Annotated in this window: 20 protein-coding genes; 13 read left to right on the forward strand and 7 right to left on the reverse strand. The window is 75.6% G+C overall.

The genetic code is table 11. From position 1 onward, the window contains the following. Positions 1 to 309: 309 nt before the first annotated feature. Positions 310 to 1,314, forward strand: a complete 1,005-nt coding sequence (locus MTO91_RS05210; protein WP_476653929.1) for a glycoside hydrolase family 16 protein — start codon at positions 310 to 312, stop codon at positions 1,312 to 1,314. A gap of 72 nt (positions 1,315 to 1,386) precedes the next feature. After that, a complete protein-coding gene (locus tag MTO91_RS05215) occupies positions 1,387 to 4,767 on the forward strand; it encodes an ATP-dependent helicase (RefSeq protein ID WP_476653930.1) in 3,381 nt (1,126 codons plus the stop codon). 70 nt (positions 4,768 to 4,837) lie between these two features. Here MTO91_RS05215 and MTO91_RS05220 read toward each other — a convergent pair whose 3' ends face one another. The 6 genes from MTO91_RS05220 to MTO91_RS05245 form a co-directional block, all read right to left on the reverse strand. Next, complete coding sequence (locus MTO91_RS05220; RefSeq protein ID WP_405419074.1) at positions 4,838 to 6,460, reverse strand: solute symporter family protein; 1,623 nt, start codon at positions 6,458 to 6,460, stop codon at positions 4,838 to 4,840. After that, complete coding sequence (locus tag MTO91_RS05225; protein ID WP_251785635.1) at positions 6,457 to 6,810, reverse strand: DUF485 domain-containing protein; 354 nt, start codon at positions 6,808 to 6,810, stop codon at positions 6,457 to 6,459. Before MTO91_RS05225 ends, MTO91_RS05220 begins: the two co-directional genes overlap by 4 nt. A 189-nt stretch (positions 6,811 to 6,999) precedes the next feature. Beyond that, the gene (locus MTO91_RS05230; protein WP_405421588.1) at positions 7,000 to 8,667 is read right to left on the reverse strand and encodes a sodium/solute symporter; all 1,668 of its coding nucleotides are present in this window, start codon (positions 8,665 to 8,667) and stop codon (positions 7,000 to 7,002) included. After that, complete coding sequence (locus tag MTO91_RS05235) at positions 8,664 to 9,002, reverse strand: hypothetical protein (protein ID WP_405419073.1); 339 nt, start codon at positions 9,000 to 9,002, stop codon at positions 8,664 to 8,666. Before MTO91_RS05235 ends, MTO91_RS05230 begins: the two co-directional genes overlap by 4 nt. Continuing rightward, on the reverse strand, positions 8,999 to 9,859 hold the full coding sequence (locus MTO91_RS05240) for a LytR/AlgR family response regulator transcription factor (RefSeq protein ID WP_476653931.1): 861 nt from the start codon (positions 9,857 to 9,859) through the stop codon (positions 8,999 to 9,001). Before MTO91_RS05240 ends, MTO91_RS05235 begins: the two co-directional genes overlap by 4 nt. Position 9,860: 1 nt before the next feature. Next, a complete protein-coding gene (locus MTO91_RS05245; RefSeq protein ID WP_251785631.1) occupies positions 9,861 to 10,952 on the reverse strand; it encodes a sensor histidine kinase in 1,092 nt (363 codons plus the stop codon). A 117-nt stretch (positions 10,953 to 11,069) separates the two neighbouring features. Between MTO91_RS05245 and MTO91_RS05250 the strand changes: the two genes are divergently transcribed. The 10 genes from MTO91_RS05250 to nudC all read left to right on the forward strand — a co-directional run bounded on the left by MTO91_RS05250 (position 11,070) and on the right by nudC (position 21,811). Next, complete coding sequence (locus MTO91_RS05250; RefSeq protein ID WP_405421586.1) at positions 11,070 to 12,083, forward strand: potassium channel family protein; 1,014 nt, start codon at positions 11,070 to 11,072, stop codon at positions 12,081 to 12,083. 33 nt (positions 12,084 to 12,116) lie between these two features. Then, the gene (locus MTO91_RS05255) at positions 12,117 to 12,809 is read left to right on the forward strand and encodes a transketolase (RefSeq protein WP_476653932.1); all 693 of its coding nucleotides are present in this window, start codon (positions 12,117 to 12,119) and stop codon (positions 12,807 to 12,809) included. Next, positions 12,806 to 13,747 carry a transketolase family protein gene (locus tag MTO91_RS05260; RefSeq protein ID WP_476653933.1) on the forward strand — a complete coding sequence of 314 codons (942 nt, stop codon included), beginning with the start codon at positions 12,806 to 12,808 and terminating at the stop codon, positions 13,745 to 13,747. The genes MTO91_RS05255 and MTO91_RS05260 overlap by 4 nt, the downstream gene beginning before the upstream one ends. A 9-nt stretch (positions 13,748 to 13,756) precedes the next feature. Further along, a complete protein-coding gene (locus tag MTO91_RS05265; RefSeq protein ID WP_476653934.1) occupies positions 13,757 to 14,620 on the forward strand; it encodes an exodeoxyribonuclease III in 864 nt (287 codons plus the stop codon). Between the two features lie 105 nt (positions 14,621 to 14,725). After that, the gene (locus MTO91_RS05270; protein WP_476653935.1) at positions 14,726 to 15,601 is read left to right on the forward strand and encodes a DUF4142 domain-containing protein; all 876 of its coding nucleotides are present in this window, start codon (positions 14,726 to 14,728) and stop codon (positions 15,599 to 15,601) included. After that, positions 15,598 to 16,629 carry a class F sortase gene (locus tag MTO91_RS05275; RefSeq protein ID WP_476653936.1) on the forward strand — a complete coding sequence of 344 codons (1,032 nt, stop codon included), beginning with the start codon at positions 15,598 to 15,600 and terminating at the stop codon, positions 16,627 to 16,629. Before MTO91_RS05270 ends, MTO91_RS05275 begins: the two co-directional genes overlap by 4 nt. A gap of 58 nt (positions 16,630 to 16,687) precedes the next feature. Further along, entirely contained in the window at positions 16,688 to 17,965 is a 1,278-nt protein-coding gene (locus tag MTO91_RS05280) for an aldehyde dehydrogenase family protein (RefSeq protein ID WP_476653937.1), read from the forward strand. A gap of 39 nt (positions 17,966 to 18,004) precedes the next feature. After that, positions 18,005 to 19,345 (forward strand): M16 family metallopeptidase, encoded by a 1,341-nt coding sequence (locus MTO91_RS05285; RefSeq protein WP_476653938.1) that lies wholly within the window; start codon positions 18,005 to 18,007, stop codon positions 19,343 to 19,345. Positions 19,346 to 19,394: 49 nt separating this feature from the next. Continuing rightward, positions 19,395 to 20,789 (forward strand): M16 family metallopeptidase, encoded by a 1,395-nt coding sequence (locus MTO91_RS05290; RefSeq protein WP_073578344.1) that lies wholly within the window; start codon positions 19,395 to 19,397, stop codon positions 20,787 to 20,789. Continuing rightward, complete coding sequence (gene nudC, locus MTO91_RS05295) at positions 20,786 to 21,811, forward strand: NAD(+) diphosphatase (protein ID WP_476653939.1); 1,026 nt, start codon at positions 20,786 to 20,788, stop codon at positions 21,809 to 21,811. The genes MTO91_RS05290 and nudC overlap by 4 nt, the downstream gene beginning before the upstream one ends. A gap of 84 nt (positions 21,812 to 21,895) precedes the next feature. Here nudC and MTO91_RS05300 read toward each other — a convergent pair whose 3' ends face one another. Further along, the gene (locus MTO91_RS05300) at positions 21,896 to 22,120 is read right to left on the reverse strand and encodes a glutaredoxin domain-containing protein (protein ID WP_280118320.1); all 225 of its coding nucleotides are present in this window, start codon (positions 22,118 to 22,120) and stop codon (positions 21,896 to 21,898) included. 177 nt (positions 22,121 to 22,297) lie between these two features. Between MTO91_RS05300 and MTO91_RS05305 the strand changes: the two genes are divergently transcribed. Further along, on the forward strand, positions 22,298 to 24,394 hold the full coding sequence (locus tag MTO91_RS05305; RefSeq protein ID WP_405421582.1) for an ATP-dependent DNA helicase UvrD2: 2,097 nt from the start codon (positions 22,298 to 22,300) through the stop codon (positions 24,392 to 24,394). Positions 24,395 to 24,410: the final 16 nt, after the last annotated feature.

Here is a 24,410-nt window from a genome sequence, read left to right on the forward strand (position 1 = left end):
CCGACGGCCGGTCGCCGCGGGCCGGTGCCGCCGGCCCGCCGGACGTCGTCGGCAGCCGGCTCCGAGCCCACCCGGTCCGCCGCCCGCGGACCCGTCGCCCGCCCCGAGGACATCGTGGCGTCGACCGTCGCCCTCCCCGCCGCGGACCGCGCCCCCGCCGACCCTGTCCCGGAGTCCCGCCGCCCCGTACGCGAGGTGCCCGCGCCGTCGCGCCCCGCCCCGGACCCCGTCCCCGGCCCGCGCCGAGCGCCCCGGCCTCCGGCGGCAGCGCAGGCACCCGTGGTCCGGCCCCCCGTGGCGAGGACCCCCGTGGCGCGTGTCTCCACGACGCCGGAGCCGGTCGCCACGACCTCCCGTATCCGCCCCACCGACCGCGGAGCCCGTGCCACGGTCGTCCGGGCCGAGATCCCGGACGGTGCCGGACGGGCGGACCGTGCCGGGCGGACCGGACGTCGTGAGCGCCCGGACCGCGCCGTCACCGGCCTGCGCCGCCGGATCGCGCACGGCACCGGAGCGATGGCGCTGGTGCTCGTCGCCGCCGCCGGGCTGACCTGGACCGTGCTCGTCCCGCCGGACGGCACGGCCGTCGCCGCCGACCCGGCGACCTCCGCACTGGACAACCAGCTGCCGCCCCCGCCCCCGCCGCAGCAGTGGCGCCAGGTCGGTGGCGACGAGTTCGACGGCTCCCGCGTCGATCGCTCCACCTGGAGCGTCTACAACTCGCCCGGCGGGTTCGGCAACGGCCTGCGCCGCCCGTCCGCGGTCGGCGTCGGCGACGGCCTGCTCACCGTGACCGCGCGCCCCCGGGCCGCGGGCGGGGGGGTCTCCGGCGGTGTCGCGATGCACGACGGCCGGCTCTACGGCCGCTGGGAGTTCCGCGCCCGCACCGACGTCGGCAACGGCTACAGCCCCGCGATCCTGCTCTGGCCGGACTCCGAGCGGTTCCCCGACGACGGGGAGCTCGACATGATGGAGATCCCGTTCGGCGACCGGCACGCGGCCACCGCCTTCGTCCACTACGGCGCGCAGAACCACATCCTGTCCACCGACACCCCCGGCGACTTCACCCAGTGGCACACCTTCGCCCTGGAGTGGCTGCCGGACCGGATCACCTGGTACGTCGACGGGGTGAAGAAGTGGGAGGTCACCGACCGCCGCGCGATCCCCACCACCCCGATGCACCTGGCCGTCCAGCTCGACCAGGGCCCGGCGTCGGGGTGGATCCCCGGCCCGGACGCGACCACCCCCGACGAGGTACGCCTGCAGGTCGACTGGGCCCGCGTCTTCGCACCGGTCGACGACGCCGGCCGCTGATCCGCCGCCGGTCCCGGGCCGGGACGGCGCCGGGTGGCGGATCTGTCGGTGACGCCGGGTAGAACGGTCCGTGTGGACCCCACCCCCGCCGAGCTGGCGCACGCGCTCGGTCTGCACCCGCCGACCGAGGAGCAGGCCGCCGTCATCGCCGCGCCCGCCGGGCCGGCGCTCGTCGTCGCCGGGGCGGGGGCCGGCAAGACCGAGACGATGGCGGCCCGCGTCGTCTGGCTGGTCGCGACCGGCCGGGTGCTGCCCGAGCAGGTCCTCGGACTCACCTTCACCCGCAAGGCCGCCCAGCAGCTCGGCACCCGCGTCCGGTCCCGGCTGCGCCGCCTCGCCGGGGCCCGGCTGCTCGACGACCTGGACCCGTCGGGTGCCCGGCGCGCCGCGCTGCTGGCGGGCGAGCCCACCGTCGCGACCTACCACGCCTACGCCGGTCGCCTGGTCGGCGAGCACGCGCTGCGGCTGCCCGCCGAGCCCACCGCCCGGCTGCTCGGCCCGACGGCGGCCTGGCAGCTGGCCCACCGGGTCGTGTCCACCTGGGCCGCGGACCTGGAGATCGACCGGGTCCCCGCGACCGTCACCGGCTACCTGCTCTCCCTGGCCGGGGAGCTGGGGGAGCACCTCGTCGAACCGGACCAGGTGCGGCGCCTCGCCGAGCGGATGCTGCCGGTGCTGGAGCACGCCCCGCCCGGCAAGCGGCAGCGCGCCGAGCCCTCGGCCGGGTACAAGGCCCGGATCGCCGGGCAGCGGATGCGCTGCGAGCTGCTGCCGCTGGTCGAGGAGTTCGCCCGGCGCAAGCAGGCCGAGCAGGCCATGGACTTCGCCGACCAGATGGCCCTCGCGGCCCGGATCGCCGAGGCCGACCCGGAGGTCGGGCGGATCGAGCGTTCCCAGTACCGGGCCGTGCTGCTCGACGAGTACCAGGACACCGGGCACGCCCAGCGGGTGCTGCTCCGCGCCCTGTTCGGCGTGCCGCCCGGGCTCGCCCCGGAGCCGGACGACGGCCCGGACCACCGCTCGGTCACCGCGGTCGGCGACCCCTGCCAGTCGATCTACGGCTGGCGGGGCGCGAGCGCCGGGAACCTGGCGCGCTTCCGCACCGACTTCCCCGCTGCGGGCGGCGACCCCGCGCCCGTGCACGGGCTGCTCACCAGCTTCAGGAACCCGTCCGAGGTGCTCGTCCTGGCCAACCGGGTCTCCGAGCCGCTGCGGACCGCGCCCGGCACCGTGCGGGTGGGGGAGCTGCGCCCGCTCGACGGCGCCGGCCCCGGCACCGTGCGGGCCGCACTGCTGCCCGACGTCGCGGCCGAGGTGGCCTGGACCGCCGACGGCATCGCCGAGCGCTGGCACGCCGGCCACGACGAGGGCACCCCGCCCACCGCGGCCGTGCTGGTCCGGCGCCGCTCCGACATGGACGCACTCGCCGCCGCGCTGCGCGACCGGCGGGTCCCGGTGGAGGTCGTCGGGCTCGGTGGGCTGCTGTCCACCCCCGAGGTCCGCGACCTCGTCTCCGCGCTGCGGGTGGTGTCCGACCCGCTCGCCGGGCCGGCCGCCGTCCGGCTGCTGACCGGGCCGCGGTGGCGGCTCGGGATCGCCGACCTGGCCGCGCTGTGGCAGCGCGCCCGCGAGCTCGTCCCGCACCGCCCGGCCCGCCCCGGGCCGCTGTCGGCCGCCGACCTGGCCCTCGGCGCACTGCCCGGCGAGCAGGCCGAGCAGGCCGGTCTCGTCGACGCCCTCGACGACCCGGGTGGCCCGGAGCGCTACTCCCCGGCCGGGTTCGACCGGATCCGGCGGATCGGCCGTGAGCTCGCCCAGCTGCGCGCCCGCACCGCGGCCCCGCTGACCGACCTGGTGGCCGACGTCGAGCGGACCCTGCTCCTCGACGTCGAGACGATGGCCCGCCCCGGCCCCACCGGCCGGGCGCACCTCGACGCGTTCGCCGACGTCGTCGCGGACTTCGCCGCCGGTGCGGACGTGCCGTCGCTACCGGGTCTGCTCGACTACCTGGAGACCGCCGAGCAGGCCGAGGAGGGGCTGACCCCCGGCGAGGTGGAGGTCGCGCCGGACCGGGTGCAGATCCTCACCGTGCACGCGGCGAAGGGGCTGGAGTGGGAGGTCGTCGCCGTCCCGCACCTGGTCGCGCAGGTCTTCCCCGGCCGCAAGATGTCCGGCTCCTGGCTGAAGGACCCGGCCGCGCTGCCGGTCCCGCTGCGCGGCGACGCCGACGACCTGCCCGGCCTGCACCTGCCCCCGCCCGGCGCCGACCGCAAACAGGTCGAGACCGCGCTCGACGACCACGACGACGCCCTCGACGAGCGCCGCCTCGCCGAGGAACGCCGGCTGTTCTACGTCGCGCTCACCCGGTCCGAACGGGTGCTGCTGGTGTCCGGGCACCGCTGGCCCGCGACGGGGGAGAAGCCGAAGGAACCGTCGGTGTTCCTGACCGAGCTCGCCGAGATCCTGGAGGGCCCCGGCGGCTCCGAGGTCGGTGTGCTGGAGCAGTGGGCACCGCCGCCCGAGCTGGACACCGGCAACCCGGCGCTGGGCGTCGAACGGACCGCGCAGTGGCCGCCGGACCCGTTCGGCGACCGCGCCGACGACGTGCGCTCCGGGGCCGACCTGGTCCGTACCGCGCTGCGGGCCCGGCGCCCGAAGCGGCCGCGCCGCGCCGCGCCCGCCGACCAGCTCGCACTGGAGCTGCCCGCGGCTCCCGGCGCGGAGCCCGGGGCCGGCGTGGTCGACGCCGAGGGTGACCCCGAGGGCTGGGCCGCCGACGTCGACGTCCTGCTCGCGGAGCGGGCCGCCGCCGCGCAGCGGCCCACGGTGTCGCTGCCCGGTCGGCTGTCGGTGAGCCGGCTCGTCGAGCTCGCCGACGACCCGGACGCGCTCGCCGTGCGGCTGCGCCGTCCGGTGCCGATGCCGCCCGACCAGCACGCCCGCCGCGGCACCGCGTTCCACGCCTGGCTGGAGCAGCGCTTCGGCGCGGAACGCCTGCTGGACATCGACGAGCTGCCCGGCGCCGCCGACGAGTCGGTCTCCTCGGAGGCCGACGCGACCGAGCTCGCCGAGCTGCAGGCCGCGTTCGAGGCGTCGGAGTGGGCGGACCGGCGGCCCGTCGACGTCGAGGTGTCGTTCGAGACGGTGCTGGCCGGGGTCGCCGTGCGCGGCCGGATGGACGCGGTGTTCGCCGACCCCGACGGCGGCTGGACGGTCGTGGACTGGAAGACCGGTCGCCTGCCCGCCGAGGACCGCAGGCAGGCGGTCGGGGTGCAGCTCGCCGCCTACCGGCTGGCATGGGCGGCCCTGCAGGACGTCGAGCCGGACCGGGTGCGGGCGGCGTTCCACTACGTCCGCGACGGCGTCACCCTGCGCCCGGCGGACCTGCTCGACGCCCGCGCGCTGCACGACCTCGTCGCCGGGGTGCCGACCGTCTCCGCCGCCGAGGTGTAGCCGCAGGACGCGGAGAGCCCGCGCCCCCGGTGACGGGGACGCGGGCTCTCCGCGTTGGGGTGGCCTGCGGTCAGTGCGCCTCGGCCTTGGCGATGCCGGCACCGGTCAGGGACCGGACCTCCATCTCGGCGTACTTGCTGCCGTCGTGGCGCTTCTGCCCGATGTAGGTACCGATCACGCCGAGCAGGAACGACAGCGGGATCGACACCAGGCCCGGGTTGGCCAGCGGGAACCAGGCGAAGTCCACGGTCGGGAAGATCGAGGTCTCCTTCCCGGAGACCACCGGCGAGAAGACGATCAGCACCAGGGTGCTGATCAGACCGCCGTAGATCGAGAACAGGCCGCCGGTGGTGTTGAACCGCTTCCAGAACAGCGAGTACAGGATCGTCGGCAGGTTCGCCGACGCCGCCACCGCGAAGGCCAGCGCCACGAGGAACGCGACGTTCTGGTCCTTCGCGAGGATGCCGCCGACGATCGCGACCACGCCGATCACGATCGCGGTCCGCCGGGCGACCCGGACCTGGGTGGCCTCGGTGTCCGCCACCTCGCCCCGCTTGATCACGTTGATGTAGACGTCGTGCGCGAACGACGCCGACGCGGTGATCGTGAGCCCGGCGACGACCGCCAGGATCGTCGCGAACGCGATCGCGGCGATGATGCCGAGCAGGACCGGTCCGCCGAGGGCGGCGGCGAGCAGCGGCGCGGCGGAGTTCACCTTGCCCGGCGCGGCCTGGATGGCCTCCGGCCCGACGATCGCACCGGCGGCGAAGCCGATGACCAGGGTGAACAGGTAGAACAGGCCGATCAGCCAGATCGCGACCTCGACCGACTTCCGGGCCTCCTTCGCCGTCGGCACCGTGTAGAAGCGCATCAGCACGTGCGGCAGGCCCGCGGTGCCGAGGACGAGCGCGATCCCGAGGGAGATGAAGTCGATCTGCGAGGTCAGCGACGCGCCGTACTGCTGGCCGGGGGCGAACAGGCCCTCGCCCTTCGGCGAGCCGTCCGCGGCGGCCTGCATGATCGACGAGAAGTTGAAGCCGAACAGGGCGAGCGCCCAGATCGTCATGACCAGCGCGCCCGCGATGAGCAGCACCGCCTTGATCATCTGGACCCAGGTCGTCCCGCGCATGCCGCCGATCAGGACGTAGGTGATCATCACGACGCCGACGACCGCGATCACGACGCCCTGGGCGAAGCCGCCCGAGATGCCGAGCAGCAGCGAGACCAGCGCACCGGCACCGGCCATCTGCGCGAGCAGGTAGAAGAACGACACCGCGAGCGTCGAGGTGGCCGCCGCGGCGCGGATCGGGCGCTGCTTCATCCGGAACGCCAGGACGTCGCCCATGGTGAAGCGGCCGGTGTTGCGCAGCAGCTCCGCGACCAGCAGCAGCGCGACCAGCCACGCGACCAGGAACCCGATCGAGTAGAGGAAGCCGTCGTAGCCGTTGATCGCGATGGCACCGGCGATCCCCAGGAACGACGCCGCCGAGAGGTAGTCACCGGCGATCGCGAACCCGTTCTGGGTGCCGGAGAAGCCGCCGCCGGCGGTGTAGAAGTCGGCCGCGGTCTTCTTGGCGTGCCGGCTGTTGACGTAGAACACGATCCCCAGCGTCACGATGACGAACGCCAGGAAGATCGAGATGTTGAGCGCGGGGTTGCTGTCCGCCGTCGCCGCCAGGACTGTCGGGCTCATCGGGTCCCCTCGATCTCGCCGCGGAGCTTCGACGACAGCGGGTCGAGCACGCGGTCGGCGTAGCGGATGTAGACCACGGTGATCGCGAAGGTCGACACGAACTGCAGCAGCCCGAGGATCAGCCCCAGGTTGATGTTGCCGAGCACCGGGGTGGCCATGAAGTCCGTCGCGAACGTCGCGAGCAGCACGTACAGCAGGTACCAGGCCAGGAACCCGGCGGTCACCGGGAACACGAACCCGCGCAGCCGCTTGCGCAGCTCCTGGAAGTCGGGGCTCGCCTGCACGGCGGCCCAGTCGGGAGTGCCCGGCGTCGGACCGCCGGGCTGCTCGTCGGACTCGGTCGTACTCACGTATGCCTCCTTGCACAAGCCACGCACGGCCACGGGACCGGACCCAGGAAAGGGCCTTCGGGCCGTGTGCGGAACCCCACACGCACGCTCCGGGCGGCCCAAGATGCGAGCGGCCGACGAACGGACGATCGAGCGCGGCACCGAACGACGAGCGGTCTTGACTCCGATGTCGCCGCTACGCTAAAGCGCTCACTCCCGATCGGCCAGATGGAGCCGCAGCATCGTAACTTCCGCGTCCGACGGAACGTGATCGCCCAGTGACACGGCGATCATGACGAGGAATGCGCAGGGCACCGACCACAGCGCGGGCTGGGCGAGCAGCATGCCGGCCGTCCCGCCGAGCCCGAGCGCGGCGCCCAGCGCCATCGACCCGACCGTCGCGAGCAGCCCGGTGACCATTCCTGCGTACGCGCCGCGCGCGGTCAGCCCCTTCCACCACAGGCCGAGCACCAGCAGCGGGCAGAACGTCGACGCCGCGACGGTGAACGCCGAGGTCACCGCCGCGCTGACGTCGACGCGCACCATCAGCAGCGCCGCCGGTACGACGGCCGCCGACGCGGCCAGCGCGGTCAGCCGCAGCCGCCGCAGACCCGAGGGCATGAGGTCGTGGGCGAGCGCCCCGGACAGCGCGAGCAGCAGCCCGAGCGAGGTGGCCAGGAACGCGGCGAACGCCCCCGCGGTGAGCATCGCGGTCAGCGCCGACGCGGTGCCGCCGCCGGTGACCCGGCCGGGCAGCGTGACGATCGCGGTGTCGGTGCCCTGCGAGAGGTACAGCTCGGGGGTGAGCACCGTCCCGAGCAGCCCGTAGACGATCGGGAACAGGTAGAACGCGCCGAGCATCGCGACGGTGATCGCCGCGGTGCGCCGGGCACCGCGCCCGTCCGGACTGGTGTGGAACCGCACGATGATGTGCGGCAGCCCCATCGTCCCCAGCGCCGTCGCGACCAGCACCGACCAGGTCGTCAGCAGCGGCGAGGTGTCGGCGGTGCCGAGCAGCGGCAGCGCCCACTCGGCACCGCCGGGCACCGGCAGGGACGCCCGGTCGCCGCCCAGCTCGGGCACGGCGGCACCGTCGGGGAAGACCCAGACGGCGTCGGCGGCGGCGTGGTGCGGGCCGGGGGCGAGAGGGACCGGCACCCCGTCGACGACCACGACGGTCGGCTCGGTCAGCACGAGCTCGGTGTCGAGCCGGAAGTCGACCGGGGTCTCGGCGGTGAACCGGGTGAACTCCGGCGGTGCGGCCATGTCGGCGCGCAGCTGCGGCCCGGCGAGCAGCAGCAGCCAGATCGCGGGCCCGGCGAACAGCAGGAGCTTGAGCGCGAACTGGAACGCCTGCACGTAGGTGGCAGCGCGCATCCCGCCCAGCGCCAGGGTCAGGCCGACGGCGAGCCCGGACACCACGACCCCGACCCAGTAGTCGACGCCCGACACCAGCGTGAGCAGCTGCCCGGCCGCGACGATCTGCGGCACCAGGTAGAGCACCGCGATCACCACGACGACCACCGCGCAGAACCGGCGCAGCGACCGCGACCCGAGGCGGGCCTCGGCGAACCCGGGCACGGTCAGCGCCCCGGAGCGGCGCATCGGCGCGGCGACCAGCGCGAGCATCAGCAGGTAGCCCGCGGCGAACCCGACCGGGTACCAGAGCGCCCCGGTGCCCTCCTTGATCACCAGCCCGGCGACGCCGAGGAACGACGCCGCCGACAGGTACTCCCCGGAGACCGCGGCCGCGTTGAGCATCGGCGAGGTCCGCCGGGACGCGACGAGGAAGTCCGAGGTGGTGCGCATCGCCGCGACGCCACGTGCCCCGATCAGCACCGTGACCAGCAGCAGGGCGACGACCGCGGCGGCCGTCACGGGCGTTCCGCGCGTTCGGCCCGGCGCAGGTGCCACCACGCCAGCACGCCGAGCAGCGGGTACGGCAGCCAGGCGACCGCGATCCAGCCCAGCGGGAGCCCCCCGACCCGCCACCGGGCCAGGTCCGGCGCGAGCCGCAGCAGCACCGGCAGCCCGAACAGCAGCACCGCGGCGCAGGCCAGGGTGACCACGGCGCGCCGTAGCTGGGCCCGGCGCAGCCCGCGGGCCCGCTCGGCCAGCTCCGGGTCGAGCGCCGCGGCCGGCTGCGGGCGCGGTACGGCGGTACCCCGCTCGGGCGGTGCGCTGACCGCGACCCGGCGCGGGCGGGCGGTCACGGCCGCCCCCGGTCGCTTCCCGGGCCGTCGCCGTCGGGGGCGCGGTGGCCGTCGAGCGCCCCGGCGGTGGCCGCGGCGAGCAGCTGGTCGCGCAGGTCCCGGGCGTGGCGACGACTGACCGGAACGTCACCGGCGTCGGTGTGGGCGAGCAGGCCGCCGCCGGCGTCGCTGCGCAGCTCGCGGACCGCGGGCAGGTGCAGCAGGAAGCTGCGGTGCACGCGGACGAAGCGGTGCGGGTCCCAGTGCTCCTCCAGCCGGGACAGCGGGATCCGCACCAGGTGCGAGCCCCCGGGCAGGTGCAGCCGCACGTAGTCGCCGTGGGCCTCGACGAAGCGGACGTCCTCGCGGCGGACGTAGCGGGTGCGCCCGGCGGCCTCCACCGGCAGCACGGCGAGCTCGTCGACGCGGGGGAGCGCGGGCCCGGCCGGTTCCGGTGCGGCCGCCCCCGGGACGCCCGGCCCGGCGGCCGAGCGGCCCGCCCGGGCCCGGTGCACCCGGCCGAGCGCGTCGGCGAGACGGTCCGCGCCGACCGGTTTGAGCAGGTAGTCGACGGCGCCGAGGCCGTACGCGGCGACGGCGTGCTCCTCGAACGCCGTCACGAAGACGATCTCCGGCGGCGTGGCCATCGCGGCCAGCACACCGCCGAGCTCCAGGCCGTCCATCCCGGGCATGGTGATGTCGAGGAAGACGGCGTCGAACCGGCCGGTGGGGATCGCGCGCAGCGCCTCGACCGCGCCGCCGGCCCGGGCGACCTCGCCGACGTCGGGCGCGTCGGCCAGCAACGCGCAGATCTCGTCGAGGGCGGGGGCGACGTCGTCGACGGCCAGCACGCGCAGCGGCTCGGCGGCGGGTGTCACCTCAGATCACCACCCCGGGCTGGAACCGCGGGATCCGCAGCACGATCCGGGTGCCCGCGCCGGGCGCGGTCTCGATGACCAGGCCGTGATCGGGGCCGTAGACCGCACGCAGCCTGCGGTCGACGTTCACCAGCGCCAGCCCGGCGCCCTCGGCGGTGCCGGCCAGCACGGCGCGGGCGTGCTCGGGGCTCATGCCCGGCCCGTCGTCGTCGACGGTGATCACGCAGACGTCCCCCTCGGCCTCGCCGCTGACCTGCACCAGCCCGCCGTCGGGGGAGCGCTCGACGCCGTGCTGCACCGCGTTCTCGACCAGCGGCTGCAGCGCCAGCACCGGGACCGGCACCGGCAGCACCTCCGGCGCCACCCGCACCTGCACCCGCAGCCGCTCGCCGAGCACGGCGCGGGCGAGGGTCAGGTAGGCCTCGACCGAGCGGAACTCCCCGGCCAGCGGCACGTAGTCGCCACGTGCGGCGAGCGAGTGCCGGATGAACTCGGCGAAGGTCTCCAGCAGGTCGCGGGCGCGCGCCGGGTCCGAGCGGACGAACGAGGCGATCGTGGTGAGCGCGTTGTAGACGAAGTGCGGCGAGATCTGGGCCCGCAGCGCACGCAGCCGGGCGGCCTCGGCCTCGGCCTCCCCGTCGGTCAGGCGGGCGCGTTCGAGGGCGTCGGCGACGAAGGCGGCGGTCCGGCGGGCGGCGGCCGACCCGACCCCACCGGCCAGGACGAGCACCGGCCCGTCGCCGACGGGCAGCGCGGTGCGGCCGGCCTCGGTGAGCCGTCGCCCGCGGGCCCGCCCGGCGAGCGCGACGCCGTCGGCGCGGCCGGGGCCCCACCACGAGTCGGGCAGGCCGGGCCGGACCAGGCCCGCCGCCTCGGCGCCGCAGAGCCCGGCGAGCCGGCGCAGCGCCTCGGTCGCGGCGGCGGACCCCGCGGGCTCGCGCAGGCCCGCGGCCACGGCGACGCCCGTCTCGAGGACCTCGGTCGGGTCCGGTCCGGGTGCGGCGCCGCCGCGGAACCGGCGCGCGCTCAGCCGCGGCCGCAGCGACGTGCGCGCAGCAGGCGTCACACGTTCGTGGTCCCCCTCGGCCGACACCTGAGTGAGGATAGGGCCCGCGCGGTCGGTGCGGCGCGACCTGGGCGCTAGCCTTCGCACGTGATCGGCTCCACCCGGCTCAGCGAACTCGATCCCCAGGTCGAGGGTGCGCTGCGGATGCCGGACCCGCGGTCGGGCCCGGTGCGCTCGCTGGTGACCCGCCTGGCGATCGCGGTGTTCGCGCTCGGCGCGACGACGCTGATCGTCTTCTTCGGGCGCGACGGCTACCTCGACAACAACGGCGCGGGCGAGATCTCGCTGCTCGACGCCCTCTACTACGCGACGGTGTCGCTGTCGACGACCGGCTACGGCGACATCGTGCCGGTCAGCCCGATGGCCCGCTCCATCAACATCGCGGTGATTACCCCGTTGCGGGTGCTGTTCCTGATCGTCCTCGTCGGTACGACCGTCGAGCTGCTCACCGAGCGCTCGCGGCAGTCGTTCCGGATCCAGCGCTGGAGGTCGCGCGTGCGCGAGCACATCGTCGTCGTCGGCTACGGCACCAAGGGGCGCGCGGCGGTGGAGACGCTGCTGGGTGACGACGTGGACCCCGGGAAGATCGTCGTCGTCGACACCGACCGGGCGCGGCTGGACGTGGCCTCCGGGCTGGGCCTGGTCACCGTGTCCGGCAACGCGACCCGCTCCGCGGTGCTGCGCATCGCCGGGGTGCAGCTGGCGACGACGCTGGTCGTCGCCCTGGACCGCGACGACACCGCGGTGCTGGTCACCCTGACCGCCCGCGAGCTGTCCAAGTCGATCTCGATCGTCGCCGCGGTGCGCGAGGCGGAGAACGTGCACCTGCTCCGCCAGTCCGGCGCCAGCTCGGTGATCGTGTCCGACGAGACGGCCGGGCGGCTGCTGGGCGTCGCGACCCGCTCGCCCGCCGTCGTCGAGGTGGTGGAGGACCTGCTCACCCCCGACGCCGGCTTCGCGATCTCCCAGCGCCAGGTCGAGCCGACCGAGGTCGGCGGCTCCCCGCGGCACCTGCCCGACATCGTGCTCGGCGTGGTGCGCGGCGAGCAGCTCCACCGGGTCGACTCGGCCGCCGTCGACGCGCTGGAGCGGGGTGACCAGCTGCTCTACGTCCGCAAGGCGACCCCGCCGGACGAGAGGAGTAGCTCGGCCCCTTGACCTGAAGTCGGCTGCAGGTCACAGGGTGGTCGCATGCGATCACCGACCGGCTACGCCGACCTCGCCGGGCTGATGACCCGGATGACCGGCGACGAGAAGCACGAACCCGCCGCGACCTCCACCCTCGACGTCCTGTGGGTCCTCTACGACCGCATCCTGCGCGTCGACCCGCGGCGTCCCGACGACCCCGACCGCGACCGCTTCCTGGTCTCCAAGGGACACGGCCCGATGGCGCTCTACGCCGTCCTCGTCGCCCGCGGGTTCCTCGACGACCACCTGCTCGACCGGTTCGCCGGGTACGACTCGCCCCTCGGGCAGCACCCCGACCGCACGCTCGTGCCCGGGGTGGAGATCTCCTCCGGCTCGCTCGGCCACGGGCTCGGACTGGCCGTCGGCACCGCGTCGGGGCTGCTGCTGCAGGGCCGCGACGCGCGCACCGTCGTCCTCGTCGGCGACGCCGAGCTCGACGAGGGCTCCAACTTCGAGGCGATCCAGTACGCGGGCCGTGCCGGGCTGTCCGGGCTGAGCGCCGTCGTCGTCGACAACAGCTCGGCCTCGCACGGCTGGCCCGGCGGGATCGCCGGCCGCTTCACCGCGGAGGGCTGGGTCGCCGTCGACGCCGACGGCCGCGACCACGACGACCTGGAACGCGCCTTCCGCACCGCACACCCCGACCGACCGCTCGCCGTCGTCGCGCACGTCGAACCGAAGGGGAGCCACCGATGACCGGCTTTGCTCTGCTCACCGATACGCAGCAGCCCACTCCCTCCGACCCCGTGACCCCGCCCGACCTGCGGGAACGCTTCCATGCGCTGATGCCGGAGCTGATCGCGTCCGACCCGCGGGCCGTCGCGCTGCTGGCCGACATCGGGGCCGGCTACGTCGACTTCCCGCCCGACCTCGCCGACCGCGTGATCAACGTCGGCATCCGCGAGCAGCTGCTCGTCTCCGCCGCCGGTGGGCTCGCGCTGACCGGGATGCGCCCGGTCGTGCACACCTTCGCGCCGTTCCTCGTCGAACGGCCCTACGAGCAGCTCAAGCTCGACCTCGGGCACCAGGGCGTCGGGGCGCTGCTGGTGTCGGCCGGCGGGTCCTACGACATGGCGGGCGCGGGGGAGACCCACTTCGGCCCGCGCGACGTGCCGCTGCTCGACACCCTCGACGGTTGGACCGTCCACGTGCCCGGGCACGCCGAGGAGGCGGAGGCGCAGCTGTGGGCCGCCCTGCCCGGCGACGACCGGGTCTACGTCCGGCTCTCGGGCGCGTCCAACGCGCGGCCCTACGGGGCGGGCCCGTCGATGACGGTGCTGCGGCGGGGGCGCCGGGGGACGGTCGTCGCGGTGGGGCCTCTGGCGGACCGGACGCTCGCCGCCGTCGCCGACCTGGACGTGACCGTCCTGTACGCCGGGACCGTCCGCCCGTTCGACGCGGCCGGCCTGCGCGCCACGCTGTCCGAGCCGGACGTCGTGCTCGTGGAGCCCTACCTCGCCGGGACCTCGGTGCGGCACGTCTCCGACGCGCTCGCCGACCTGCGGCACCGGGTCCTCGGGCTCGGGGTCGGCGCCGCCGAGCTGCGTCGCTACGGCAGCCCGGAGGACCACGACGCCGCGCACGGCCTGGACGTCGCGGGCATCCGCCGGTCGGTGACGCGCTTCCTCTCGTAGGGTCGGGGCGTGCGTCTGGCCACCTGGAACGTGAACTCCGCGAAGTCCCGGCTGCCGCGGCTGCTGCCGTGGCTCGACGAGCGGGAACCCGACGTCGTCTGCCTCCAGGAGACCAAGCTCTCCGACGACGACTTCGCCGCGGCCTTCGACGGGGCACTGGCCGAGCGCGGCTACGCGAGCGCGCACCACGGCCAGGGCCGGTGGAACGGGGTCGCCCTGCTGTCGCGGGTGGGTCTGGACGACGTCGTGCGTGGCCTGCCCGACGAGCCCGTCTTCACCGAGGGCGGGCTGGAGGTCCCGGACGCGCGTGCCGTCACCGCCACCTGCGGCGGGCTGCGGGTCACCTCGGTGTACGTCCCCAACGGCCGCAGCCCGGAGGACCCGCACTACGCCTACAAGCTGCGCTGGCTCGGTGCGCTGCGCGAGCTGGTCGCGACGGGCGACCCCGCGTCGACCGTGGTGGCCGGGGACGTGAACATCGCCCCCACCGACGACGACGTCTGGGACCGTTCCCTGTTCGACGGCGCCACCCACGTCACCCCCGACGAGCGGGCCGCGCTCGCCGCGCTGCTCGGGACCGGGCTGCGGGACGTCCTGCGCGAGCGCTGGCCCGACGAACGCGTGTTCAGCTACTGGGACTACCGGGCCGGCCGGTTCCACCAGGACCAGGGGATGCGGATCGACCTGGTGCTGGCCGGGTCGGGCCCGGCCGACCGTCGCGCGGCGGTGTGGGTGGACCGCAAGGCGCGCAAGGGGAAGCTCCCCAGCGACCACGCCCCGGTCGTCCTGGACCTCGACGAGGCACCCGACGGCGACGTCGGCCCGGTCGTCCCGCCGCCGTCGGCCCCGGCACCGCTCAGCCGTCGGCGATAACCACTCGCCGCCCGCATGGGACCTGTCGTGTGGTTCGAGTTGCAACGTCCGGAGTAAGCCGATAGCCCATCAGGAGTACACCGCTACCTCCGGGGGATGACTCGCATGACGACGACCACGAACCACCCGCGCCGGATCAGCCGCACCGTCGGTGCCGCCGTCGCCGCGGCCGCACTCGTGGGGCTGACCGCCTGCGGTGGCGAGACGCCGCAGGTGCCGAACCTGCCCGACAACCTCCCGCAGGTCCCGGGCGTCGGCGACCCGCGCCAGGCGTTCGGCGACGCGCACCAGAAGGCGCTCGGCCTCGCCGCGCTCGGCGGCATCGGCCTGGAGCAGGGCGTCGGGGACAAGGTCAAGGAGCTCGCGCCGCAGGTGCAGGGCGAGGGCCAGCAGATCAACGACAAGCTGCGGGGGCTGGCGTCGTCGATCGGCGTCTCGCTGCCCGACCAGGTCTCCCCGGAGATCCAGTCCCAGGTCGACGACCTCAAGGCCCGCACCGGTGAGCAGTTCGACCAGGGCTGGCTGCAGGCCGCGCAGGAGCAGGTCGGACAGCTCAGCGACCAGGCCCAGCAGCTGCTGAACGTGCCCGGCCTGCCGCCGGAGCAGCTCGACCAGGCCCGCGCGCAGCTCACGAACCTCGGTGAGCTGAAGACCAAGCTGGACCAGGCCGCGGCCGAGGCCGGGGCCACGACCCCGGGCTCCGGCACGGACAACCCCGGGAACGGCACCGACGGGAACGCCGCCGGGTCCGGCGACGGGACCGCGCCCGGTGCGGGCGCCGGCAACGGCACCGGCAACGGCTCGGCCTCCGGTTCCGGTGACGCCGCGGGCCGGGGCGGCTCCGGCGCGCCCGCCGTCGACGCCGGCACCGGTGGCCAGGCCGCGTCGGCGTCCGACGCCGCGCTGCCCGTGGCGCTCGGCGGTGCCGGGTTGCTGCTGCTCCTCGCCGGTGCCGTCCGGCTGCGTCGCGCCCGCGCGTGACACCGCGGCGCCGGCGCCCGGCCGGGGGCGTACGGGGAGCGGCCGCGCTGCTGCTCCTCGGCGTCGCCCTGCTGGGCGCCGGCGCCGGTCTCGCACTCGGTGACGACGCCCGCGTCGAGGCGAGCGACCTCGGCGCCGTGCCCGCGGGAACCGCCTCCGCCGCGACGCGTGCGGTGCCGGTGGCCCGGGCGCTGCCGGTCCTGGCGCCGCCGGACCCGGCTCCGCCGGTCGGGGCGCCCGACGCCGCGGCGCTGCCGGGGGAGCCGGGGCCCTCCGATGCGGCTGCTGCGGCGACCGCCGTCCTGCCCGCGCCCGCCGCGCAGCCCGCACCTGCTGCGCCGCCCGCACCTGCCGCGCTCCCGGTGGCGCCTGCCGCTCCACCCGTGCTCGCCCCGCTCGCGGCAGCCGCGCCGCCGGCGCCCGACGCGCTTCCGGTGGGCCCGCTCCCCGGTCCCGGCGACCGCACCGGCCCCCCGCCCCGTTCCACCGGCCCGGCGCCCATCGCGCCACGGGAACCGTGGACCGTCTCCGCCGTCTACCCGCTCCCCGCACCCGAGCCCGGCACCGTGTCGCAGCCGGTCGTCCCCGCCGCCCTGGAGCTCCCCGCCCGCGGCCTGTCCGCCCCCGTCGACGCGGTCGGCACCGCCCCGAACGGCGGGATGGTCGTCCCCGACCAGGTGCGCACGGTCGGCTGGTGGGCCCCCGGTGTCCTCCCGGGCGGCGCGTCCGGGAGCGCCGTGATCGCCGGTCACGTCGACTCGCGCACCCAGGGCATCGGGTTCCTGTCGGTGCTGCCGCAGCTCGTCGCGGGCGAGCCGGTCGTCGTCCGTGGCGCCGACGGCCGCACCGCGGCCTACCGGGTCGTCGCGCGTCGCGAGTACGGCAAGCACGACCTGCCCCGCGAGGTGTTCCGCCGCGACGGCGACCCGCAGCTCGTCCTCGTCACCTGCGGCGGGGTGTTCGACCCGGCGGCGGGGAGCTACGAGTCGAACATCGTCGTCTACGCCGTGCCGGCCGCTGCGCCCTGAGCCGTCCTCCCCGGATACCCGGTCGGGCCCGCGACGGCGACCGCCTACCCTGACCTGCGTGAGCAGCACCGTGACCACCCCGCAGGAGACGACCGAGGCGCCCGAGTCCGCCGCCGTCCGTGAGGCCGCGCAGCGCGCCCGGGCCGCCGCCCCGGCCGTCCGCGCGGCGGGAGAGGGCCGGATCGACGACGCCCTGCGCGCCGCCGCCTCGCTGATCCGGGACCGGGCGCACGAGCTGCTCGAGGTCAACGCCGCCGACGTCGCCGCCGCCGAGCGGAACGGCATGGCGGCGGGCCTGCTCGACCGGCTGCGGTTGGACCCCGAGCGGCTCGCCGGCATCGCCACCCAGCTCGAGGTGCTCGCCGCGACCCCCGAGCCGCCCACCGAGTGGCCGGTCCGCACGCTGGAGACCGGCGAGCGGGTGTTCGAGCGGCGCATCCCGGTCGGCGTCATCGGCGCGGTGTTCGAGGCCCGGCCGAACGTGACCGTCGACGTCGCCTCGCAGGTCCTCAAGGCCCGCAGCGCCGCCGTCCTGCGCACCGGGTCCGCCGCGCTCGGCAGTGCCGCCGCGCTCGTCGAGCAGGTGCTGCGCCCCGCACTGGCCGACGCCGGGCTCCCCGAGGCCGCCGTGCAGCTCGTCCCGCTGCCCGGCCACGCCGGCGCCGAGGCCCTCGTCGGGTTGCCCGACCTGGTGCCGCTGGTCGTCGTCCGCGGGTCCGGGGACGTCACCCGCAAGCTGTCCGTGCTCGGCGCGACCGCGGGCACCCGGGTGCTCGCCCACGCCGACGGCGGCGGCGTCCTCTACCTCGACGCCAGCGCCACCGAGGCCGACGTCACGCGCCTGGTCACCGACTCGACCGACCGGCTCGGCGTCTGCAACCGGCTCAACCTGCTGCTCGTCGACCGGCCCGTCTACGACACCCTGCTGCCGGTCGCGAAGGCCGCCCTCGACGCCCGCGGCATCGCGCTGTCGCTGCCCCCGCACGACCACCCGCTCGGTCACGAGTGGGCGCTGGACTCCGGCGCCGAGGCGCACGTGACGGTCGCCGTCGTCGACGGCCCCGACGACGCCGCCGACACCGCCGCCCGGGAGACCTCCGGCCTGGCCGCGACGATCTGCGCCGCCGACGAGCAGGTCGCCCACCGTTTCATCGACCGCTACACCGGCACCGGGGTGTTCTGGAACGCGCCGTCGCGGCTGCTCGACGGCTACAAGCTGCTGGGCCTGCCCGAGACCGGCATCAACGTCGACCACACCCCCGGCCCCCGCGGCCCGGTCACCTACCGCGACCTCGGGCTGCGCCAGTTCGTGATCCTGCCGCCCGAGCACGCCTGACCGGGCAGGTTGTCGGGGGTGGGGGATAGCCTCGCTCCCGTGTCCGTGATCGCCGACAAATCCGCTCTCGAGCTGCACCGGGCCACGCTGGCCAACGGGCTGCGCGTGCTCGTCGTCCCGGACCCGGCCACCCCGGTGGTCGGGGTCTCGGTGCACGTCGACGTGGGCTTCCGTTCCGAGCCGGAGGGCCGCACCGGCTTCGCGCACCTGTTCGAGCACCTGATGTTCCAGGGCAGCGAGAGCCTGGAGAAGCTGGAGCACTTCCGGCAGGTCCAGTCCGCGGGCGGGATCTTCAACGGCTCGACCCACCAGGACTACACCGACTACTTCCAGGTGCTGCCCGGTGCGGCGCTGGAGCGGGCGCTGTTCCTGGAGTCCGACCGGCTGCGCGCCCCGAAGCTCACCGTCGAGAACCTGCGCAACCAGGTGGACGTCGTGAAGGAGGAGATCCGGCTCAACGTCCACAACCGCCCCTACGGCGGGTTCCCGTGGATCCTGCTGCCGCCGGTCCTCTACGACACCTTCCCGAACGCCCACAACGGCTACGGCGACTTCTCCGAGCTGGAGCAGGCGAGCCTGGACGACGCGGCCGCGTTCTTCGACACCTTCTACGCGCCGGGCAACGCGCTGGTCACCGTGCACGGTGACCTGTCCGAGCACGGCGTCGACGGCACCCTCGCCCTGGTCGAGCGGCACTTCGGGGACATCCCCGCCCGGCCCGTCCCGCAGCGGCCGTCGTTCGCCGAGCCCGCCCCCGGCGCGGAGCGGCGGCAGACCGTGGCCGACGCCCACGCCCCGCTGCCCGCCCTGGCGCTCGGCTACCGCGTCCCCGACCCGGCCGCCGAGCCGGACGCCTACCTGGCCCACGCCATGCTCGCCACCGTCCTGGCCGACGGCGAGGCCTCGCGGCTGCAGCGCCGCCTGGTCCACGGCGGCGCCGACGGAGCGGGCCTGGTCACCGACGTCTCGGCATCCAACGGCCTGATGGGCGGCCCGTTCGACGCCCGCGACCCCGACACCTTCACGATCACCGCGGTGCACCCGGCCGAGGTGTCCGCGGACCGGGTCACCGCCGCGGTCGACGAGGAGCTGGACCGCCTCGCCGAGGAGGGCCCCGGCACCGAGGAGCTGGAGCGCCAGACCGCCCGCTGGGTCGCCGCCCTGCACCGCGAGGACGACCGCGTCATGTACCGGATGCTCGGGCTCGGCGCCCGCGAGCTGCTCTACGGCCGCGCCGAGCTCGCCGTGGAGCTCCCCGGCAGGCTGGCCGCCCTGACCGGTGCCGACGTCGCCGCCGCGGCCGCCCGGCTGCGTTCCTCCGGGCGGGCCGTCCTGCTGGTCGAGCCGGCCGCCGAACCGTCCGGGGACGGCGACGCGTGAGCGCCCCGACCCGTCCCGGCACTGTGAACCACACCGAAGGGGGCTCCGCGTGAGCGCCGCCCGCACACACCGCAGCGCGGAGGAGATCGGCCGCACCGAGCGCGGCCCCCGCCCGTTGCCCGCGCTCGGCCGCACCAAGGAGGTGCCGCTTCCGGACGTGCTCACCGAGACCCTGCCGAACGGGCTGACCGTCCTGGCCGCGCGCCGCCCCGGGGTCCCGCTCGTCGAGACCGTCCTGCGTATCCCGGCCGCCTCGCCGGAGCCGGTCGCCGACGCCGCCCGCACCGCGGGCACCGAGGTGCTCGCCGAGACCATCCTGACCGGCACCGCGGGCCGCGACCGGATCGGCATCGACGACGCGCTCGCCTCGGTCGGCGGGGAACTCGGCGTCGCCGTCGACCCGGAGTACCTGCAGGCGGGCGGCTCCGCGCTGGCCACCGGTCTGCCGACGGTCCTCGACGTCCTCGCCGACGTCCTCACCGCCGCCACCCACTCCGACGTCGAGGTCGCCCGCGAGCGGTCCCGGCTGGCCGAGCGGATCGCCGTCGCCCGCGCGCAGCCGCGCACCGTCGCCCGCGAGGCGCTGATGCGCCGCCGCTTCGGCGACCACCCCATCGTCTCGGAGATGCCGACCGCCGAGGCCGTCGCCGCGGTCACCCCCGAGCGCGTGCGGGAGCTGCACGCCGACGTCGTCGTCCCGGACGGGGCGAGCCTGGTCCTCGTCGGGGACATCGACCCCGAGGCCGCGATCGCCGAGGTCGCCCGCCGGCTCGGGGGGTGGACCGGAGACCACCCCGCCCGGTGGCTGTCCGCCCCGCCGGTGCCGCAGGCGGGCGACCTGGAGCTGGTCCACCGGCCCGGCTCCGTGCAGTCCCAGCTGCGTCTCACCGCGCCCGGCCTGGATCGCACCGACGAGCGCTACACCGCGTTCCAGCTCGCGAACCTCGTGTTCGGCGGTTACTTCTCCTCGCGCTGGATGGAGAACATCCGCGAGGACAAGGGCTACACCTACGGTGCGCACTCCGGGCAGGAGTTCGTGCCCGGTGGCGCGGTGCTCGGTCTCGACGCCGACGTCGCCTCCGACGTCACGGCCGCCGCCCTGCTCGAGACCCGCTACGAGCTCGGCCGCATGGTGGCGGTCCCGCCGACCGAGCAGGAGGTCACCTCGGCCCGTCGCTACGCGATCGGTTCGCTGCTGATCTCGCTGGACAGTCAGTCCGCGCTGGCCGGCACCCTGTCCGCGCTGCACGCCGCCGGGCTCGACGTCGACTGGCTCCGGGACCGGCCGCGCCGGCTGGAGGCGGTCACCGTCGACGAGGTCGCCGCGGCCGCCACCGCGCTGTTCGCGCCGACCCGGTTCACCGGGGTGGTCGTCGGTGACGCCGACGTGGTCGGGCCACCGCTCGCCGCGCTCGGCGGCGTGGTCCGCGGAGGCGGGCGATGAGCCCCGGGGACTTCTCCCTGACCGAGGAGCCGGTGCTGTCGCGCAACGCGCTCTCCCGCGACGAGAACCGCCGCCTGGACCCGGCCTACGTGCGCGACACGTGGGCGACGGCGCGCGTGGTCGTCGTCGACGAGTCCGGACGCACCCCGGTGGACTGGGAGGTCGAACCGGGCCGCGAGTTCCGCGAGGTCGACGCCGCCGCCTGGGACGACGCGGCGGGCCGTGGCGGGCACGTCCGGACCCGCGCGGGCACCGACGTCGCCGCGGAGCCGCCGGCCGAGGCCGTGCTGCTCGGCGAGCGCGAGGGCGTCCCGTACTGGGCGGTGCGCGTCGGGACCGAACGCACCGCCGACAGCGACATCTTCACCGGCGAGGGTGAGTGGGCGGACCTGCGCGCCGCGGGCGCGTTCCTCGACCCGCTCGGGTCCGGGCTGCTCACCGGCGCGGTCGCCACGCTGAACTGGCACGACCGGGCCCGGTTCTGCGCGATCGACGGCACCCGCACCCGCCCGCACAACGCGGGCTGGGCCCGGGTCTGCGACAACGGCCACGAGGAGTACCCGCGCACCGACCCGGCGATCATCTGCCTGGTGCACGACGGTGCGGACCGCGTCCTGCTCGCCCGCCAGCCGGTGTGGCCGGCCGGGCGCTACTCGGTGCTCGCCGGGTTCGTCGAGTCCGGCGAGTCGCTGGAGGCGTGCGTGCACCGCGAGATCTCCGAGGAGGTCGGCATCGCCGTGTCCGACGTGCGGTACCTCGGCAGCCAGGCGTGGCCGTTCCCGCGGTCGCTGATGGTCGGCTTCCACGCGATCGGGGACCCGGAGGTCCCGCTGACGCCGCAGGACGGCGAGATCGCCGACGCCCTGTGGATCACCCGGGACACGCTGCGGGCGGCACTGGCCCGCGGCGACTGGGGCACCCGGGACGAGCCCGACCCCACCGACGGACCGGTGGTCATGCTGCCGGGGAAGGTCTCGATCGCACGCACCATGCTGGAGTCCTGGGCCGCCGCCGGGGGCTGACCCCGCAGACGAAGCGGCGGCCCGCCCCCGGTGAGGTACCGGTGGCGGGCCGCCGCGCTCCGTGGTGGGAGATCAGGGGAGGTGTCAGACCCCGAGCCGGGTCTTCACCTCGGAGAAGCTGGGGTTCGTCGCGACCGACTCGTCCGGGAAGACGACGGTCGGCACCGTGCGGTTGCCGCCGTTGGCCTTCTCGACGAACGCCACGGCGTCCGGCTCACGCTCGATGTCGATCTCGCGGTAGCCGATGCCGGCCTGGTCGAGCTGCAGCTTGAGACGACGGCAGAAGCCGCACCAGCTGGTCGTGTACATCGTCAGGTCCGCCATACCGGGTGCAACGGGCTCGCTCGCGGGATTCTTCCCGCCCCGCTGTGACCTGCCCGGCACCCGGACGGGCGGGACGGGCGACCCGTGACCGTCGGGGGTGGGTGTCAGGATGGGTGGGTGCCGTCCCGATCCACCACCCGCCCCGCCCGTGCGACCCGCGCCGTGCCGGACCCGGCGGCCCCGATCGGCGCGGACGGTCTGGACCCCGAGCAGCGGGCCGCGGTGCACGCGCCGCGCGGCCCGGTCTGCGTCCTCGCGGGGGCGGGCACCGGTAAGACCCGCACGATCACCCGGCGGATCGCCCACCTGGTGACCTCGGGCCACGTCGCCGCCACCCAGGTCCTCGCCGTCACCTTCACCGCCCGCGCCGCGGGGGAGCTGCGCACCCGGCTGCGCGCCCTCGACGCCTCCGGGGTGCAGGCCCGCACCTTCCACGCCGCGGCGCTGCGTCAGCTGCGCTACTTCTGGCCACAGATGGTCGGCGGCAGCCCGTGGCCGCTGCTCGACGGCAAGCTGCGGCTCGTCGGCCAGGCGGCTGCCCGCGCCCGGGCCGGCACCGACTCCGACGCGCTGCGCGACCTCGCCTCCGAGATCGAGTGGGCGAAGTCGACCCTGGTCGCCCCGTCGGACTACGCGGCCGAGGTCGCCCGCCGTCGCCGCGACACCCCCGGCCCGGCCGAGCAGGTGGCCGCCGTCTACGCCGCGTACGAGGAGCTGAAGAACGCGAGCGAGCAGCTCGACTTCGACGACCTGCTCCTGCACACCGCGATCGCGCTGGAGGAGCACGGCGGCGTCGCCGAGGAGTTCCGGTCCCGTTACCGGTGCTTCGTGGTCGACGAGTACCAGGACGTCACCCCGTTGCAGCAGCGCCTGCTCGACGCCTGGCTCGGCGACCGCGACGACCTCACCGTCGTCGGCGACGCCAACCAGACGATCTACACCTTCGCCGGCGCCTCTCCCCGGTACCTGCTGGAGTTCCCGCGCCGTTTCCCCGACGCCGCGGTCGTGCGCCTGCAGCGCGACTACCGCTCCACCCCGCAGATCGTCGGCTGCGCGAACCAGCTGATCGGCGCCGCCCGCAACCGGCCCGCCGGGTCCCGGCTGCAGCTCATCGGGCAGCTCCCGCCCGGCCCCGACCCGGACTTCTCCGAGCACGACGACGAGGCCGGGGAGGCCGCCGCCGTCGCGGGCAGGATCCTGACCCTGATCAACGACGGCACCGAGCCGTCGGAGATCGCGGTGCTGTTCCGGATCAACGCCCAGTCCGAGGCGTTCGAGCAGGCCCTGTCCGACGCCGGCGTGCCCTACCAGATCCGCGGCGGCGAGCGGTTCTTCAACCGGCCCGAGATCCGCCGGGCGATGCTCGCGCTGCGGACCGCGGCGCCGGACCAGCGGCCGGGCACCGACCTCGTCGACGTCACCCGCGCGGTGCTCACCGCCCGCGCCGGGCTGACCGACGAGCCGCCGAAGGGCGCGACGCTGCGCGCGCAGTGGGAGTCGCTGCTGGCGCTGGTCGGCGTCGCCGAGGAGCTGGCCGCGGTCGAGCCGCAGGCCGACCTGCGCCGGTTGTGCGGGGAGCTGGAGACCCGCGCCGACCACGCGCAGGCGCCCGTGGTCAACGGCGTCACGCTGGCGTCGCTGCACGCCGCGAAGGGTCTGGAGTGGGACGCGGTGTTCCTCGTCGGACTCGCCGACGGCACGCTCCCCATCGGCCATGCCGGCGACGACGAGGCCGCCGTCGAGGAGGAACGCCGGCTGTTCTACGTCGGCGTCACCCGCGCCCGGCGGGTGCTGTCGATGTCGTGGTCGCTGTCCCGGGCCTCCGGGCGCGGGCCGAAGCGACGCCGCTCGCGGTTCCTGTACGGACTGATCCCGGACTCGCACCCGGCGTCCCGGGTGGCCGGCGAGCGCCGGCCCGGGGGAGCCCGGCCCAAGTGCCGCGTCTGCGGGACCCCGCTGTTCGGGACCACCGCCACCAAGCTCCTGCGCTGCGACGACTGCCCGTCCGATGTGGACCTGGAGCTGCTGGACCGGCTGAAGCAGTGGCGGTCGGCGGCGGCGAAGGCGCAGGACGTGCCCGGCTTCGTCGTGCTCACCGACGCCACGCTCACCGCGATCGCGGAGCAACGGCCCGCCGGACCGTCGGCCCTGGTGGGCATCCCGGGGATCGGCGCGGCCAAGCTGGACCGCTACGGCGACGACGTGCTGCGGGTGCTCGCCGAGCACGCGGCGGAGGGCTCACGACCCTCTCTTCGGTAGGGATCGGCGTGAACTT

The organism is Pseudonocardia sp. 2-7 (genome assembly GCF_056341085.1).